The sequence below is a fragment of the Cellulosimicrobium sp. KWT-B genome, assembly GCF_002127155.1.
GTDB classification, from domain to species: domain Bacteria; phylum Actinomycetota; class Actinomycetes; order Actinomycetales; family Cellulomonadaceae; genus Cellulosimicrobium; species Cellulosimicrobium funkei.
In genome coordinates this window covers 336,805-353,612 of record NZ_NEDO01000002.1, presented here as the reverse complement: position 1 = coordinate 353,612, position 16,808 = coordinate 336,805, and the positions used below count along the sequence as shown (strand labels likewise).

Here is a 16,808-nt window from a genome sequence, read left to right as displayed (position 1 = left end):
CCGTCGACCACGGGGTTGATCCCCGCCGAGCACGGGGTTGGCGGCGTGTTCCGCCGGAGAACGACCACAACCCCGTGTTCGGCGGAGGTTCCACCGTCGGGGGGATCACGCGGGATGGTGGTCAGGCGGGGAGTCGGGTGCTCGCGCGAGCGGGAGCGGGGCGCGCGGCGACGTGGCCGTGGCCGGCGACGTCGACCCCGGCCGCGAGGAGGCGGGGGACGCCGTCGGTCACCTCGACGGTCGAGACGGACGCGTTGGGCAGCGCGACGAGGCCGGTGGGGGCGAGCGTCGCGAGCCACGCGCCGAGCGTGAGGCCGTGCCCGACGACGAGCACGTGCCGGTCCCGCGTCGCGCCCGGGCGGGACGCGTCGTCGTGCGCGGCGACGACGCGCGTGAACACCGCGCGCACGCGCGCCATGAAGTCCCGGCCCGGCTCGCCGCCGCCGACGCCCGGGTGGGTGCCCGCGAGCATGCGGGGCACGAGCTCGGCCCACGGCTCGACGGCGTCGAGCTGCGACTCCGGCCGTCGCTCGTAGGAGCCGAACGACAGCTCGCGCAGGTCGGGGTCGACCGTGAGCGGGAGGTCGGGGTGGTGCCGCAGGATCTCCATCGCCGTGAGGACCGCGCGGCCCTGCGGCGAGGAGTACGCGGCCGCGAAGTCGTGCCGAGCGAGGTGCTGCGCCGTGACGCGCACGCCCGCGCGTCCCGTGCGGGTGAGGGGGGAGTCGCACGCCCCCTGCAGGTGGCGTCGTGCGTTGAGGTAGGTCTGCCCGTGGCGTACGAGCGTGATCGTCAGGGTCATCGTCGCTGTGCCCTCTCCGGTGCGTCCCGGTCTGCTGGTCACGGCCGACGCTAGGGGAGCGGGGTGTCGGGACGACGACCGCCGGGTGACGCCGGGGTGGCGGGTGCCGGAACGCCGTCCCTCAGGAGCGCGCGGTGACCTCGTCGCGGTGCCGGGCGTCGTCGGGCCCGGGAGCGTCGTCGGCGTCGCGCGGCCCTGCCTGCTCGGGGTCGGGTGCCTCCGCCTGCTCGGCGCCGCGGGCCTCCCCCTGCTCGGGCGCGCGCTCCTCGGGCTGCTCGGGAGCGACGGGCGCGGGCCACGGCTCGTCGGCGACGGCCGACCCCGCGTGCGGTCGCGCGCCCGCGTGCCGGTGCACGACCACCGCGAGCGGCGCCACGAGCACCCCGCACACCATCCCCCAGGAGAGGCCCGCCTCGAGCACGGGGAGGGTGCGGCCGGCGTCGGGCAGCACACCGCCCGCGGCGAGCGTGGAGGCGACGACGGGCACCGCCGCGGCGAGGGCCGCACCTCCGGCGCACGCGAGCCACACCCCGAGCAGCAGCACCGCGCGGCCCTCGACCGGCGGCAGGCGTCGCGCGGCGAGCGCCGTGAGCAGCCCGACCGCGAGCCCGACGCCGACGGGCAGCAGCAGGTGCACGGGGTCGTCGAGGAGCGCCGCGCGGTCGACGGCGATCCGGGCGGAGGGCAGCAGCACGACGTCGCGCGCCACGCCCCACGGCGACTGGGGGTCCGCCGCGCCGGGGAGCGTCGTGCGCCCGACGCCCGCGGCCGCCCACAGCACGCCCGTCGCCGTGCCCGCGGCGAGCGCGGCGGGCCACGCGCGCACGCGCGTCGGCGTCCGGGTGTGCCGCGTCCCGGCGGGGTCGTCGTGGCGGTCGGTGAGGGCGCGCGCGACGGCGACCGTCACGGCCACGAGCGGGCCGTTGACGAACCCCCACCAGCCGCCGAGCGCGGTCGCGACCAACCGGGTGATCGTGTCCGCGCGCCAGGCGAGCGTGACGCCCGCGAACCAGGCCGCCGTCGCGGCGAGCGCGGACGCGAGCACGGCCGCGCCCCACACGGCGAGGAACGCGGCCCAGCGGCCCTCGCCCGCGGGCAGGCGCCGCAGCACGAGGTGGGTGCCGAGCGCGACGAGCCCGCCCGCGAGGGCGGCCGTGAGCACGGTGCTGCCCGACACCTGCTGACCGCCCGTGACGACCCCGGTCGGGTGGGGCAGGAGCGTCCGGACGAGCCCGGCGGGCAGGGCGTGCGCCGCCCCGGCGAGCCAGTCCGCGACCTGCCCGGTGACGACCCAGAGCACCGCGGTGAGCGTCCCCGCGGCGACGACGGCGGGCACGGTCCTCGATGACGGCATCCTGCGAGGGTAGTGGCAACGCGGGGCCGCGCGGACCGCTCAGTTCCGGCGACGGGCGCCGTCTCTACGCACGGGACCTGCCGCGACGCGCGGCGGCACGACGACACGGAGGACGCCATGAGCGAGACCACGACCCGCACCACGAGCCACACCCTGGACGTGCCGGGCGCCGTCCTGGCCTACGACGTCCGGACCCCCGCGGCGCCGGGCGACCTGCCGCCGCTCGTCGTCATGGGCTCGCCCATGGCGGCGTCGGGGTTCGGGCAGCTCGTGGACCTGATCGACGACCGGGTGGTCGTCACGTACGACCCGCGCGGCACGGAGCGCAGCACGCTCGCCGCCGACGGCGAGGTGTCGGTCGAGCGGCACGCGGACGACCTGCACGAGGTCGTGGCCGCCCTCGGGCTCGGGCCGGTGGACGTGTTCGGGTCGAGCGGGGGCGGAGTCGTCGGGCTCTCGTGGATCGAGCGGCACCCGGGCGAGGTGCGGACGTTCGTCGCGCACGAGCCGCCGATCACGCCGCTCCTGGAGGACGCCGCGACCGCGACGGCGGTGCAGGCGGACATCGTGGAGACGTACCGCCGCGAGGGCTTCGGGCCCGCGATGGCGAAGTTCGTCGCGCTCGTCAGCCACGTGGGGCCGCTGCCCGCGGACTACCTCGACCGCCCGGCGCCCGACCCGGCGATGTTCGGCTTCCCGACGGAGGACGACGGGTCGCGCGACGACCTGCTCCTCGGCCTCAACCTGGCCACCATGCCGTCGTGGGCGCCCGACGGCGACGCCCTGCGCGCGGCGACGACGCGCATCGTCCCGGCCGTGAGCGCCGCGGGGGAGGGCACGCTCGCGTGGCGCGGCGGCGCGGCCCTCGCCGCCCTCCTGGGCGTCGAGCCGGTGACGTTCCCGGGCGACCACGGCGGCTTCATGGTCAACGAGTGGTCGCCCGCGAACGACCCGGCCGCGTTCGCGACGACCCTGCGCGAGGCGCTCGCGGGCTGACGACGGAACCCGGTCGCGCCGACGACGCGGCGCGACCGGGCCCGCCCCCTACGAGGCGGCGAAGAGCGGTGCGCGGCCGGGCGGCTGCGCGGGCGGCGGGTCCTGGATCCCGGCGAGCAGGGGCCGCTCGAAGACCGCGTGCTCGGGCGTGAGCTCGAACGGCTCGTCGCCGTGCACGACCCGCAGCCGCTCGCCGGACTCGAGGCGGTACGTGACGCCGTCGGGCCGGACCTCGACGCGCGCCCGGGCGTCGCCGTGGTGGACGGCGAGCGCGAGCCGCGTGAGCCGGGACGGGAGCCGGGGGGCGAGGCGGAGCCCGTCGTCGTCGTGCCGCAGCCCCACGATGCCCGTGACGACGGCGGTCCAGGCGCCCGCGAGCGACGCGACGTGCAGCCCGCCGTCGGTCGAGGCGCGCAGGTCGCACAGGTCGAGGAGCGCGCTCTCGCGCGCGTAGTCGTACGCGAGGTCGACGTAGCCGATCTCCGCGGCGACGACCGCCTGCACGGGCGCCGAGAGCGAGGAGTCGCGGACGGTCAGCGGCTCGTAGTAGTCGAAGTCGCGGCGGCGCTGCTCGGGCGTGAACTCCTCGGGCGCGGCGTGCAGGGCGAGCACGAGGTCGGCCTGCTTGACGACCTGCCGCCGGTACAGCTCGACGTAGTGCACGTGGTCGTCGAGCGGGAACCGCGCGGTGCCCCGCGACTCGAAGTCCCAGGGGGCGTGCCGCGTGAAGTCCTGCGACTGCTCCGTGACGCCGAGCTCCGGGTTGTACGGGACGACCATCCGGTCCGCCGCGCGCCGCCACCCCGCGCGTTCGTTCGCGGTGACGTCCAGCCGCGCCGCCTGCTCCGGGAACCGCTCGCACAGCTCGTCCGCCGCGCGCAGGTTCTTGCGCGCCATGAGGTTCGTGTACGTGTTGTTGTCCACCACGGCGGTGTACTCGTCGGGCCCGGTCACGCCGTCGATGCGGAAGCCGGCGGCCGTGTGGTGGCCGCGCCCGGCCCACAGCCGCGCGGTCTGCACCACGAGGTCGACGGCGACGTCCCGGGCGAGCTCGTCGTCGTGCGTGGCGGCGACGTGCCGCACGGCGGCGAGCGCGACGGCCGACGAGACGTGGAACGCGGCGGTGCTCGCGGGCCAGTAGCCCGACGACTCGCGGCCGCTGATCGTGCGCCACGGGAACGCCGCGCCGGGCAGGCCGAGCTCGGCGGCCCGCTCGCACGCGTGGGGGAGGGTGGTGTGCCGCCAGCGCAGGTGCGCGGCCGCGGCGTCGGGCAGCACGTGGTCCAGCACGGGGAGCACGAACGTGTCCGAGTCCCAGAAGGCGTGGCCCGCGTAGCCGGTGCCCGTGAGGCCCTTCGCCCGCACGCCCACGCCCTCGACCCGCGCCGACGCCTGGACCACCTGGAACAGGCTGTGCCGCAGGGCCTGCTGCATCTCGTCGTCGCCGTCGAGCTCGACGTCGCCCCGGTCCCAGACCGCGGCGAGGGCGTCGGCCTGCTCGCGCTCGAGCGCGTCCCAGCCCGCGTCGACGGCCGCGGCGAGCACGGTGTGCGCGTGCGCGGGGAGCGCGTCGGCGTCGGCGCCGCCTGCGTACGCGGCGAGGACGACGACCTCCAGCCACTCGTCGGCGCGCAGGTCCACGGTGAGGACGGCGGCGCCGCCGCGGTGGTGCCAGCGCGGGCGGACGCCGTCCGCGGCGTCGACGAGGTGCGCGGTCTCGGCCGCGACGCCGCGCTCCGAGCGGGCGGTGCGCTGGCGCACCGACGACCCCTCGGCGTCGTGCCGGCACGAGACGGTGACCAGCCCGGGCGCCTCGCGGCCGGGGTCCTGCCCGCCGTGCGCGCAGCCGGGCACCGGGCGCAGGGTGACGGTGACGTCGTCGTGCGCGACCACGCGCCAGCGCGACGCGACGACCTCGCGGCGCGAGAGCGGCACGAGCCGCTCGTTGTGCAGCGTGACGGTCCCGCCCGACGGCGCCGTCCAGCGCAGCTCGCGCCGCAGCACGCCCCGGCGCAGGTCGAGCACGCGCTCGTGCGCCTCGACCGTGCCGTCGGGTCCGGCGGGGTCGGCGGTCCGGACGTCGACCGGCTCCCCGTCCACGGACCAGCCGACCCGCCACGCGTCGACGACCGGCACGAGGCGTTCCTCGACCTCGGGGTAGGCGTACGCGCGTTCCGCGTAGGTCTGCTCGAACTCCTCGTGGACGGAGGCGACGAGGGTCGAGGGGTCGTCGTCGGGGTCCGCCTCGTCGAGCGTTCCGCGGACGCCGACGTATCCGTTGGCGAGGGACAGGAGGGACGCGGCCGTGGCCGGGTCGTCGACGTCGAGGGCCGACTCCCGGACGGACCACGCGGGGAGGTCGTGGGTCACGCGGTCACTCCACCACGACGCCGTGTCGTACACCCGTCCGGGGCGTGCTCGAGCCCCGTCCAGGGCCGCTCCGGAGACAAGTGTCGATCGGGCATGGACTTTTGCTTGTTGTCGACACAACTTTCGCCTACCTGTTGACATCCACGCACTGACTGCGGTGTCATGAACCTCGTTGCCCCTGGAACCGACCAGGGGGCCGGACGTCGGCGCAGGGGAGCCCGTCGTCCGGACCGACAGCCGGACGGTACGCACCGACGCGTATCCCGGCGGGGCCACGACGGCCCTGGACCTCGCCCCACGGCCGGTCTCCCACCGGCCCGGGTCGAGCCCCGCACGACCGAGCACCCTCTCGACCCTCTGCGACCGCGGGACACCCCCGCACCACCCAGTCCTGCTGCTCAGAGTCCCCCCGCACCACCTCGGGGAGCCTCCGCGCGCCCGAGCGCGCCGGCACGCGGGGCGGCGACCGCCGTCCCGCCGGTCCGGCGCGCCACGGACCGCCCGGACGACCCCGTACGCCCGGAAGGAGTCCCCCATGCCCGACCCGACGACCGAGACGGCGCCGAGGCCGCTCTCGAGGCGGGCCCTGCTCGCCGGGGCCGGCGTCGTCGCTGCCAGCCCCGCCGCCGCACTCCTGCTCGGAGCCGGCGGCAGCGTCGCCGCGGCGCCCCCCGCCGCCGCCGCGACGACCGTCACCGCAGCCACCGGCGTCCGCAAGATCACCATGTACGCCGAGCGCATCTCCGACACCCTCGTCGGCTACGGGCTCGAGCGCGGCAAGGCGACCGTCCCCGGGCCCATCCTCGAGATGTGGGAGGGCGAGACCCTCGAGATCACGCTCGTCAACACGACCGACAAGCGCCTGTCGATCCACCCGCACGGCGTGAACTACGACGTCAACAGCGACGGCAGCACGTTCAACAACTCGTTCAACGAGCCGGGCGAGACGCGGACGTACACGTGGTCGACGGTCAAGATGGCGCGCGACCGCGGCATCTGGATGCCCGGCAGCGCGGGGTACTGGCACTACCACGACCACGCGTGGGGCGAGCACGGGACGCAGGGCCTCGCCGCGGGCCTCTACGGCGCGCTGGTCGTGCGCCGGGTCGGCGACGTGCTGCCGCAGAAGCAGTTCACGATGGTCTTCAACGACATGACCATCAACAACAAGGTCGCGCCGGACACGCCGATGTTCGAGGCGAAGCTCGGCGAGCGCGTCGAGTTCATCTGCATCGGGCACGGCAACCAGCTCCACACCTTCCACCTCCACGCGCACCGCTGGGCGAACAACCGCACCGGCCTGCTCGCGGACCAGTACGACCCGAGCCAGGTCGTCGACAACCGGGACCTCAACCCGGGCGACGCGTTCGGGTTCCAGGTCGTCGCCGGGCTCGGCGTCGGACCCGGTGCGTGGATGTACCACTGCCACGTCCAGTTCCACTCCGACGGCGGCATGGCGGGCATCTTCCTCGTGCGCAACGCCGACGGCTCGATGCCGCCGGGCGCCCAGGAGTCGATCGACCGCTTCCAGGGTCACGGCAGCCACACCATGTCGGCCCCCTCCGGGGCCGCGCCGTCCGGCGCCGCCGCGACGACGAGCGCCCCGGCCACCGCCCCCGGCGGTCCGGCCGCCGGTGGCTCCGGTCCGGCCGTCGTCGACCTCACGGGCCACGCCGGCCACTGACCGTCCGCCGGTGAGGTGGGACGGGCCGCCGGCCCGTCCCGCACCCGGCAGGACCCGCTCCCGGCCCGTCCGGGAGCGTCGCACCGATGACGAAGGAGTTGGAGAGTGCTTTCCAGACGATCGACACCCCCCACGAGGGGGCGCTCCCGACCGGGGGCACTACGGGCCCTGACCGTCGGCCTGACGGGCGTCGCGCTCGTCGCGAGCGCCGCCGTCCTCCCGGCGGCGGCCCAGACCGGCGCCACCGCACCGACCACCGCGGTCAGCGCGGGCGGGTCCCTCGCGGCCGGGTCCGTCGCCGCCGCGCCGGCCGCCGCAGCCGCGCCCGTGCGCGTGCTCGTGTTCCACGGCGCGCCCGACGAGCAGACCGACCCCGTCGTCGACGCGACGGCGGCGCTCACCGAGATCGGGGCCGCCAACGGCTTCGAGGTCGAGGCGACGTCCGACCCGGAGATGATCAGCGCGGCGACGCTCGGCGAGTACCGCGGCGTCGTCATGCTCTCCGCGGAGGGCATCGAGCTGAGCGGCGAGCAGGAGGCCGCGCTCCAGGCGTACATCAACGGCGGCGGCGGCTTCCTCGGCGTGCGCGACGCCGCGCGCTCGCAGGAGGCCTCGAAGTGGTTCGAGGGCCTCGTCGGCGCCCGGATCAAGGGCGCGACGATGACGGCGGAGAAGGTCGCCGAGGCGACCGGCACCGGCCGCAGCCCGGCCGCCGAGACGCCGGCCAAGGCCGTCGACGGCGACCCCAACACCAAGTGGCTGACGTTCGCCCGCACGGGCCAGCTCACGCTGCGCATGGAGCAGCCCGTCGCGGTGGTGAAGTACGGCATCACGTCGGCGAACGACTCCGCGGGCCGCGACCCGAAGAACTGGAAGCTCCAGGGCTCGACCGACGGGCAGACGTGGGTCGACCTCGACACGCGCGCCGACGAGGACTTCCCGCAGCGCTTCCAGCCGCGCACGTTCGACGTCGCGAACGAGACCGCGTACGGCTGGTACCGGCTGGACGTCACGGCGAACTCCGGCGACGCCGAGATCCAGCTCGCGGAGCTCTCGATCTTCGGCCCCGACTCCGTCGAGCAGCCCGACCCGGAGATCCCGCTCGAGGAGCGCACGGTCGACCTGGTCGACCGCCAGCACCCCGCGACGGCGGACCTCCCGCTCACGTGGGACCGCGAGGACCGGTGGCTCGACTGGGCCGACGACCCGACCGGTGACGTGCACACGGTCGCGACGCTCGAGCCCGGCCCCGACGCCGGCCCGACGACGAACCCGTTCCAGCCCGTCTCGTGGTGCCGCGACTACGACGGCGGCCGGTCGTTCTTCACCGGCATGGGCGGCACGCCCGAGAGCTGGGCGGACGCGACGTTCCGCGAGCACCTGCTCGGTGCGCTCCAGTGGACGACGGGTGTGGTGCGCGGCGACTGCCAGGCGACCATCGCGTCGAACTACAAGGCCGAGCGCCTGTCCCAGGTGAACACGGCCGGCACGCTCGACCAGAACGGCGAGCAGCACGGCCTGACGATCGCGCCCGACGGCACCGTCTTCTACATCGGCCGCGGCGCCTGCCCGACCGGCCCGATCGTCCCGTGGAGCGACCCGAACGTGGGCCTCGGCTGCGGCACGATCCACCAGTGGGACCCGGAGACGGGTGAGGCGAAGCTGCTCACGACGCTCGACGTCATGGGCAACCGCGGCAGCGGCGACGAGCTCGTGAAGAACGAGGAGGGGCTGCTCGGCATCGTGCCCGACCCCGACTTCGCGACCAACCACTGGCTCTACGTGTACTGGATGCCGCACGAGAACATCGACCGGGAGCGTCGCGTCGGCTACCGGACCGTCTCGCGGTTCACCTACGACCCCGAGACGCCGACGATCGACCAGAGCACGCGCGTCGACCTGCTCGAGTGGGAGACGCAGATCCACAGCTGCTGCCACGCGGGCGGCGGCATGGCGTTCGACAGCGAGGGCAACCTCTACATCGGCTCGGGCGACAACAACTCGTCCGGCGGGTCGAACGGGTACTCCGGCAACAACTGGACGCAGGAGTTCGCGGGCATCAGCTTCCAGGACGCGCGCCGCACGTCGGGCAACACGAACGACCTCAACGGCAAGATCCTGCGGATCCACCCCGAGGACGACGGCACGTACACGATCCCGGACGACAACCTGTTCCCGGTGGGCGAGTACCCCGCGGACAAGACGCGCCCGGAGATCTACGTCATGGGCGTGCGCAACATCTCGCGCCTCCAGATCGACCCCGACACCGACTGGCTGACGGCCGCGTGGGTCGGCCCTGACGCGACGAGCCCGAGCCCCGAGCTCGGCCCGGCGAAGTACGAGACCGCGACGATCATCACGTCCGCGGGCAACCAGGGCTGGCCGTACTGCATGGGCAACAAGCAGCCGTACCGCGACCGGAGCAACGAGGACGCGAGCGTCCTCACCGGCTGGTACGACTGCGACAACCCGAAGAACACGTCGCCCCGCAACACGGGCCTCGTGGACCTCCCGCCCGTGCGGGACAACATGATCTGGTACTCGCCCTCGGGCGGCGGGCCGGTCTTCCCGGACCGCGGCAACGGCATCCCGACGTACGAGGACGACGAGGCGACCTACACCATCCCGTGGCTGCGGGGCGGCGGCCAGGCCGTCATGTCCGGTCCGACGTACCGCCAGTCGCAGGTCGACCCCGAGTCCGACGTCGCGTGGCCGTCGTACTGGGAGGGCAAGTGGTTCATCGGCGACCAGTCGAACTCGAACAACCGCGTCGCGGTGACGGTCGACCCGGACGCCGTCGAGGAGCAGGGCGCCCCGGCGTTCATGGAGGACCTGCGCCAGATCATCCCGGGCGGTCGCGGTGACGGGCTGCTGCAGAGCTGGATGGACGCGAAGTTCGGTCCGGACGGCGCGCTGTACCTGGTCGACTACGCGGGCGGATTCTTCAGCCTCGACCCGAACCAGAAGCTCATGCGGATCACGTACCAGGGCGGGGCCCCGACCCCGGCCCCGGCCGCGTCCGCGACGAGCATCCAGGGCGACCCGCTCACGGTGCAGTTCACGGGTGCGCGGTCCGGCGGCGTCTCCTACCTGTGGGAGTTCGGCGACGGCAAGACCTCGCGCCAGGCCAACCCGAAGCACAAGTACCCCCGCATCGGGACCTACGAGGCCAAGCTCACCGTCACGTACGCGGACGGCTCCACGGCCACCGTGACGACCGACGGCTCGCCGTCGTGCACCCTGCCCGACGAGCGCGAGACCGTGTTCTTCGGCGACGTCGACTCCACGGTCGAGAACCTCGACCTCGGCGCCTGCACGATGAACGACCTGTTCCAGGACGAGAAGGAGTGGCGTACCCACGCCCGGTTCCTGGCGCACGTCGAGTCGGTCGCGAAGAGCCTGTACGACGACAGCCGGATCGACGAGCGCGAGCGTGCTCGCCTCGTCGACGCCGCGGCGCGGTCGCAGATCGGCGTGGACCCGGGCGGGTACCGCACGATCTTCGACGGCACGCAGGAGTCGCTGTACGACTGGTTCCAGGCACCGAGCGGCAAGTTCACGCTCGAGCCGGGCGGTTCGCTGAAGTCGAGCGGCGGCCTCGGGATGCTCTGGTACGCGGGCGAGGAGCTCGGGGACTTCTCCGTGAAGCTCCTGTACCGCGACGTCTCCGCGGGTGACCACCACGCCAACACGGGCGTGTTCACCCGGTTCCCGAACCCGAACGACCCGGGCGACGTGCCGTGCGCGGCCAACCAGTCGCCCGCGTGGGTCGCGATCTCGTGCGGTCACGAGATCCAGATCTACGACGGTCCGACGGGCGAGCCGCAGAAGACCGGCTCGGTCTACAACTTCGACCCGCTCGGCCTGAACACCGGCGGCGAGAAGCCGAAGGGCGAGTGGAACGAGTACGAGATCCGGGTGGTCGGCCAGCAGTACACGATCATCCGCAACGGCGTCGTCATCAACGAGTGGGAGAACACCCCGGGACAGCAGTCGTCCCGTGCCGGTGACCCGCCGACCGACCTGCGCCAGTTCGACAGCGGGTTCATCGGGCTCCAGAACCACGGGAACGCGGACCTCATCGAGTTCCGCGACATCCGGGTCGCGGACCTGTAGCACCGCCGGGCGGGGGCGGCCGTCCCGGCCGTCCCCGCCCGTACCCCGCAGTCCGACAGAGCCCCCAGAACCACCCCCAGAACCTTCCCGAGACACCCCCCGAGGAGTGCACCCTCATGGAACGACGTACCAGTCCCGGCGGCGTCCGCCGCCGCGGCGCGCGGCGGTTCCTCGCCGCCACGGTCGCCGGGCTCACCGCGACGACGGTCCTCACCGTCGCCCCGGCGTCCGCGTCCCCCGCAGGGACGGCAGCGCCGTCGTCCGTCTTCTCCGTCGCCGACGCCACCGTCGCGGCCGAGCAGGTCCTCACGTGGACCGCGGACAACAGCGTGACCGACTACAAGGCCTTCCCCGCCACGGCCGAGGCGGGCCCCGCCACGATCGTGTTCGAGAACAGCATCGCGACCGGCAGCACGTTCGGCATGAGCCACACGCTCACGTTCGACACGTCGTCGCCGGGCTACAACCACGACGTGAACCTCAACATCCTCGCGAGCCCGTTCGACGCGAACGGCGGGCGGCACGAGGCCCAGGTCACCTTCACCCCGGGCAAGTACCGCTACTTCTGCGCCATCCCCGGGCACGGCGAGATGTGGGGCGAGCTCGTCGTCACCGACGGCGGCACCGGCGGCGAGGACACCACGGCCCCGTCCGTGACCGCGCTCGTCACCGGCGAGCAGGACGGCGACGGCGCCTACGTGGGCGGCGCGACCGTGACGCTCGACGCGACCGACGACGACTCCGGCGTGGCCGGGGTCGAGTACGACCTCGACGGCGCGGGCTGGCAGGCCTACACGGAGCCGTTCGTCGTCGACGCCGTCGGCGCGCACACGCTCCAGTTCCGCGCGACCGACGCCGCGGGCAACACGTCCGAGGCGCAGACCGCGAGCTTCACCGTCGTCGAGGGCGACGTCGAGGAGGACACGACCGCGCCGGTCGTCGAGCCCATGGTCATGGGGCAGCAGGACGAGGACGGCGCCTACGTCGGCACCGCCGCGTTCATGCTGCACGCCACGGACGAGGGCTCGGGCGTCGCGTCCGTCGAGTACCAGGTCGACGGCGGCGCGTGGCTCCCGTACACCACCACGGTGCCGTTCACCGAGGTCGGCGAGCACACCGTGTCGTTCCGGGCGACCGACGTCGCGGGCAACGTGTCCGAGGTCGGCTCCGTGACGTTCACCGTCGTCGCCGGAGGCGGCGAGGACGACACGACCGCCCCGACCGTCACCGCCGAGGTCACCGGCACGCGCGACGGCAACGGTGCGTTCGTCGGGTCCGCCACGGCGACGCTCACCGCGACGGACGACGCGTCCGGCGTGGAGAGCGTCGAGTACGACCTCGACGGCGCCGGCTGGCAGCCGTACACCGAGCCGGTCGTCGTGGACGAGCCCGGCGAGCACACGCTCGTCTACCGGGCCACCGACGTCGCGGGCAACGTCTCCGAGGAGACCGTCACCGAGTTCGTCGTCGTCGCGGAGGCCGAGGAGGACACCACGGCCCCCGTCGTCGCGACCGAGCTCAGCGGCCAGCAGGACGAGGACGGCGCCTACGTCGGCTCCGCGTCCGTGCTGCTCACCGCCACGGACGACGGCTCGGGCGTCGCGACCGTCGAGTACGACCTCGACGGCGCGGGCTGGACCGAGTACACCGGGGCCGTCGTCGTCGACGAGCCCGGCCGCCACACGCTCGCCTACCGCGCGACCGACGTCGCGGGGAACGTCAGCGAGCCGGCGACCGTCACGTTCGACGTCGTCGCGGGCCAGGGCGGCGACACCGTCGCCCCGACCGTCGACCACCGCGTCATGGGCGGCGACAAGAACGAGGCCGGCGAGTACCTCGACAACGTGTTCGTGCGCCTCCTCGCGAAGGACGCCGACTCCGGCGTCGCGTCGGTCGAGTACCAGCTCGACGGCGGCGAGTGGACCCCGTACGCCAAGCAGATCTCCGTGCGGACCCCCGGGTCGCACACGGTGACCTACCGCGCGACGGACGTCGCGGGCAACGTGTCCGCCCCGAAGACGGTCACGTTCGTCATCGCGGGCGGCGAGGAGCCCGGCGGCGACACCGACGGCCCCGTCGTCACGGCGGGCGTCAGCGGCAGCCGCACGCGCGACGGCGACTTCGTCGCGAGCGCGCGCGTCACGCTCACGGCGGTCGACGAGGAGTCGGGCGTGGACCGCATCGAGTTCCAGGCCAACGACGGCGCGTGGCAGCGCTACGCGGCCCCGGTCGCGTTCGCGGCCGATGGCCAGCACGTGGTCCGCTACCGCGCGGTCGACGGCGTCGGGAACGTCACGAGCGGCGAGGTGACCTTCACGGTCCTCAAGCTCGTGCGGGACCGCTGCGTCGGCTCGGACATCCGCCCGACCGTGATCATCGACGGCCACGACAGCACGGTGCAGAACTACGACGACGGCACCGGCTGCACGGTCAACGACCACGTCGCCGAGAACGACGAGTACGCGACGCACCGCGAGTTCGTCGACCACGTGAGCCTCGTGACCGAGGACCTCGTCCTCGACGGCGTCCTCGACGACGCCGAGCGGGACCTCGTCATCACGGCGGCCCAGCTGTCCGACATCGGTCGCCGCTGACAGCACCCGTCCCACCAGCAGTCCGACCGGCGAAGGCCCGGACCCGCTCCCTCCAGGAGCGGGCCCGGGCCGTCGTCGTCCCCGGGCCCGCCGGACACCCCCGGCCCGCCGGACACCCCCGGTGCGCCGAGCACGACGTTGCTGTCGCCATGGGCGGGATCCCGACGACAAGGTCGTTCTCGACCGCGCGCAGGGTCGTGCTCGGCCTGCCCCGCGGGGAGGGGCGCCCGGGAGGGGCGCGCCTCGCCGTCGGGCAGGAGGTAGGGCGACTACGCTGCCCGACGCCGCGCGGACCGGTCAGGCCGGCGGCTCGCCGTACACCGGGCGGACGAAGGCCAGGACGATCCCGAGTCCGCCGCGCTGGGCGAGGCGCGCGCGGTCCTCCGGGTGGTCGAGCAGGTGCCGCAGGACGCGCGCGACCGCCTCGGGGTCCGTCACGACGACGGGGTCGGGGTCCGGTCCGTGCGCGGGCCGGCCCTGGAGCAGGTCCTCGCCCTCCGCGTGGCGTGACCGCGCGCCGTCGTGCAGGTCGACCCGGAGCGACGGGCGCCCCTCGCCCGGGACGACGTGGACGCGCGCGACGTCGTCCCACCGCACGACGACCCGGACCACCTCCGCGCGGCCCACCGGGAGCTCGACCTCGTGCGGCCGCAGCACGACCGCGTGCTTCGACGGCCCGCGCACGTACGCCAGCAGCCCGCCGCCGAAGGCGAGGGCGACGATGCCGATCAGGGCGGCCGCGAACCCCTCGTCGTTCCGCAGGAGCCACACCGCGAACGCCACCGCGCCACCGCACAGCGCGAGCAGGATCAGCAGCACCGCGAGGTAGTCGACGACGGGCGTCAGGCGCTCGCGACCGCGCACGCCGCCCCGCACGGCGGTCCACACCATCGTCGGCCGGTACGGCTGCCGTGGTCGGCGGCTGCTGCTCACGGAGGACAGTCTGCCGGGCGCCGGGCCCGCCGCCGATCGGGCGGCCCGCCCACCGCCGGCCCGGCGCCCGGGTCACCACCGGAGGCCTTACCTGGCTGCGGACGTCCTAGGCCAGGAAGTCCGTGACCGCCGAGACCACGGCCGAGTACGCACCGTCCTCGCCCTGGAACTCGTGGCAGGCGGTGTAGACCTCAAGGCCGACCAGGGACTCGACGTCTGCCCAGCCGCCTAAATAGACGACGATCTCGAGCAGGACGTCGACGTTGCGCTTCCGGACGATCAGCCCCAGCGACTCGGGAGTCCGAACGCTCGCCCGATCGGGCGTGATCGGCCTCGGCCAGCCAGCCTCGTAGTCGCACCAGGTCAACGGGCCGACATCGACCTCACGTCTCCACCCCTCGACGACAGACTGCAGCCGGTCCGGCGAGAACGTCCAGGTCAACAAGGTGCTCCTTCACGGGCACATCTTGGTCCGGCCGACCATTGCGAGACGTGGCCCAGTGCGTGTCTCCCACAACGGTGGTGAGGCGCACGGGAGCATCGGAGTGTGAGTAGCTACTTCCAGCGCGTTCAGTGGCGTCATGACAACGCGGAGGATCCGGTTGTGCTCTGGGCGCATGTCGTCGACGGCTGGGAGGTACGGAAGATAGACGAGCTCGCCGATGGGCGTCTGGCGTGGGCGGACGGCGAGCATGAGTCTGGCAGCACACGGCTCGGCGTGGAACCGCTTCCGCCACCTGAGGATATTGCCAGTGATCCACAGTTCGTGGTCGAGGTTGTGGATGAACCCGCCTTTGAGCGTGTCTGGCTGCGAGCTCGCCGCGGTACCTGAGCAGGCGCTACCCGATCATCCAGCGCCCCCTCGGCGCATGGGGAGATGCGCCCTCGGGGGCTTGAGGGCTCGGGCGGGCGGCCGATCCGGTCGGCTCAGGAGCCGCCGAGGAGCATCCGCTTGGCGGCGGTGAACTCGTCGTCGGTGAGGGAGCCGGCGGCGTGCAGGCTCGCGAGCTCGGCGAGCGCCGCGGTGACGCCGTGCTGCACGGTCACCTCGGGGGTGCCCGCGCCGCGGGTCATCCGGGTCGTCGTGTACGTGGTCGTCGTCGAGGACGACGAGCGCGTGGGCGAGCCCCACGCGGGGGCGTCCGCGTCGGTCGTCGGGTCGTCGGCGACCGGTGCGTCGGCGACGGTCGCGCTCGCGGCCCGGGCGGCGTCGTGCAGCGCGCGCGTGCGGTCGCGGCGGGCCTGCACCACGACCCGCTCCCCGGGCAGGCGCCAGACGACCACGGGGTCGCCGGGCTGCGGGACCTCCGAGGGGAGCAGGTTCGTGACCGGGGCGAGGCGCGTGACCGTCGTCGTCAGCGCCCCGTGCCGCACGCGCACGGCGCAGTGCGCGACGCCGCCCGACTCCGTGCGGTCCGTGACCGACACCGTCACGACCCCGGCCTCGCGCGTCGCCGCCAGGCGGTCGCGGTGGTACTGCGCGTAGAGCGGGGCGTCGTCGCGCGACCGTCGCAGCGACCGCGCGTAGCCCGCCCACATCGGGCCGAGGAAGACCCACGGGAAGATCGTCCACACGACGTTCCAAAACCACGGGAAGAAGCCGTCGTGGTCCCACGCGTTGACCGTCACGAGCCAGACGAACCCGCCCGACAGCAGCGCGAGCAGCACCCCGTTGCGGATCTTCGTCCCGGCGCCCGACGGCGGCTCCATGAGCCCCTCGGGCGTGCGGGGCAGGTCGTCGACGGACTCGTCGTTGCCCACCAGCCGCAGGATGGCCTTCGGGTCCGCGGTCTTGCGCGCGAGCGCGGCGGACGGCGGCAGGGGCGATTCGTCATGAGGGGCGGACGGCGCCCCCGTCGTGTGGTCAGACATCACCCCGATCCTACGATCGCCTTGCCCCGCCGGGCCCACCTGCCGCCCCGCCCTGCCCACCCCTCTCCAGGTGAGCACGGGGATGGC

The 16,808-nt window shown here is 74.1% G+C and carries 11 protein-coding genes; 5 read left to right on the top strand and 6 right to left on the bottom strand.

What is annotated here, in order from left to right; all coding sequences use genetic code 11:
- Positions 1-121: 121 nt before the first annotated feature.
- A complete protein-coding gene (locus B9L22_RS07800) occupies positions 122-802 on the bottom strand; it encodes a histidine phosphatase family protein (protein WP_086149909.1) in 681 nt (226 codons plus the stop codon).
- A gap of 121 nt (positions 803-923) precedes the next feature.
- On the bottom strand, positions 924-2,156 hold the full coding sequence (locus tag B9L22_RS07795; protein ID WP_143317172.1) for a hypothetical protein: 1,233 nt from the start codon (positions 2,154-2,156) through the stop codon (positions 924-926).
- A gap of 117 nt (positions 2,157-2,273) precedes the next feature.
- On the opposite strand from B9L22_RS07795, the gene B9L22_RS07790 reads away from it, so the two are divergent.
- Complete coding sequence (locus B9L22_RS07790) at positions 2,274-3,152, top strand: alpha/beta fold hydrolase (protein WP_086149907.1); 879 nt, start codon at positions 2,274-2,276, stop codon at positions 3,150-3,152.
- A 48-nt stretch (positions 3,153-3,200) separates the two neighbouring features.
- On the opposite strand, the gene B9L22_RS07785 is transcribed toward B9L22_RS07790, so the two are convergent.
- On the bottom strand, positions 3,201-5,522 hold the full coding sequence (locus B9L22_RS07785; protein ID WP_158097169.1) for a glycoside hydrolase family 65 protein: 2,322 nt from the start codon (positions 5,520-5,522) through the stop codon (positions 3,201-3,203).
- Positions 5,523-6,057: 535 nt separating this feature from the next.
- On the opposite strand from B9L22_RS07785, the gene B9L22_RS07780 reads away from it, so the two are divergent.
- The 3 genes from B9L22_RS07780 (at position 6,058) to B9L22_RS07770 (ending at position 13,916) form a co-directional block, all read left to right on the top strand.
- A complete protein-coding gene (locus tag B9L22_RS07780; RefSeq protein WP_081896028.1) occupies positions 6,058-7,206 on the top strand; it encodes a multicopper oxidase domain-containing protein in 1,149 nt (382 codons plus the stop codon).
- A gap of 105 nt (positions 7,207-7,311) precedes the next feature.
- Positions 7,312-11,322, top strand: a complete 4,011-nt coding sequence (locus B9L22_RS07775; RefSeq protein WP_233139866.1) for a ThuA domain-containing protein — start codon at positions 7,312-7,314, stop codon at positions 11,320-11,322.
- 116 nt (positions 11,323-11,438) lie between these two features.
- Positions 11,439-13,916 (top strand): Ig-like domain repeat protein, encoded by a 2,478-nt coding sequence (locus B9L22_RS07770; RefSeq protein WP_086149905.1) that lies wholly within the window; start codon positions 11,439-11,441, stop codon positions 13,914-13,916.
- Between the two features lie 297 nt (positions 13,917-14,213).
- Here B9L22_RS07770 and B9L22_RS07765 read toward each other — a convergent pair whose 3' ends face one another.
- Entirely contained in the window at positions 14,214-14,849 is a 636-nt protein-coding gene (locus tag B9L22_RS07765; RefSeq protein ID WP_143317168.1) for a glycosyltransferase, read from the bottom strand.
- A 106-nt stretch (positions 14,850-14,955) separates the two neighbouring features.
- Positions 14,956-15,291: a hypothetical protein gene (locus tag B9L22_RS07760; RefSeq protein WP_143317166.1), complete on the bottom strand. Its 336-nt coding sequence runs from the start codon at positions 15,289-15,291 to the stop codon at positions 14,956-14,958.
- 105 nt (positions 15,292-15,396) lie between these two features.
- Here B9L22_RS07760 and B9L22_RS19655 point away from each other — a divergent pair, with 105 nt between their 5' ends.
- Positions 15,397-15,681, top strand: coding sequence for a hypothetical protein (locus B9L22_RS19655; RefSeq protein ID WP_143317163.1), 285 nt, complete (start codon positions 15,397-15,399; stop codon positions 15,679-15,681).
- 95 nt (positions 15,682-15,776) lie between these two features.
- On the opposite strand, the gene B9L22_RS07755 is transcribed toward B9L22_RS19655, so the two are convergent.
- Positions 15,777-16,721: an SHOCT domain-containing protein gene (locus B9L22_RS07755; protein WP_086149902.1), complete on the bottom strand. Its 945-nt coding sequence runs from the start codon at positions 16,719-16,721 to the stop codon at positions 15,777-15,779.
- Between the last annotated feature and the right edge of the window lie 87 nt (positions 16,722-16,808).

Excerpts from the sequence above, each read along its gene's own strand:
- B9L22_RS07800 (WP_086149909.1), bottom strand. The coding sequence starts at position 802 with ATGACCCTGACGATCACGCTCGTACGCCACGGGCAGACCTACCTCAAC.
- B9L22_RS07790 (WP_086149907.1), top strand. The coding sequence starts at position 2,274 with ATGAGCGAGACCACGACCCGCACCACGAGCCACACCCTGGACGTGCCG.
- B9L22_RS07770 (WP_086149905.1), top strand. The coding sequence starts at position 11,439 with ATGGAACGACGTACCAGTCCCGGCGGCGTCCGCCGCCGCGGCGCGCGG.
- B9L22_RS07755 (WP_086149902.1), bottom strand. The coding sequence starts at position 16,721 with ATGTCTGACCACACGACGGGGGCGCCGTCCGCCCCTCATGACGAATCG.
- B9L22_RS07780 (WP_081896028.1), top strand. The coding sequence starts at position 6,058 with ATGCCCGACCCGACGACCGAGACGGCGCCGAGGCCGCTCTCGAGGCGG.
- B9L22_RS07795 (WP_143317172.1), bottom strand. The coding sequence starts at position 2,156 with ATGCCGTCATCGAGGACCGTGCCCGCCGTCGTCGCCGCGGGGACGCTC.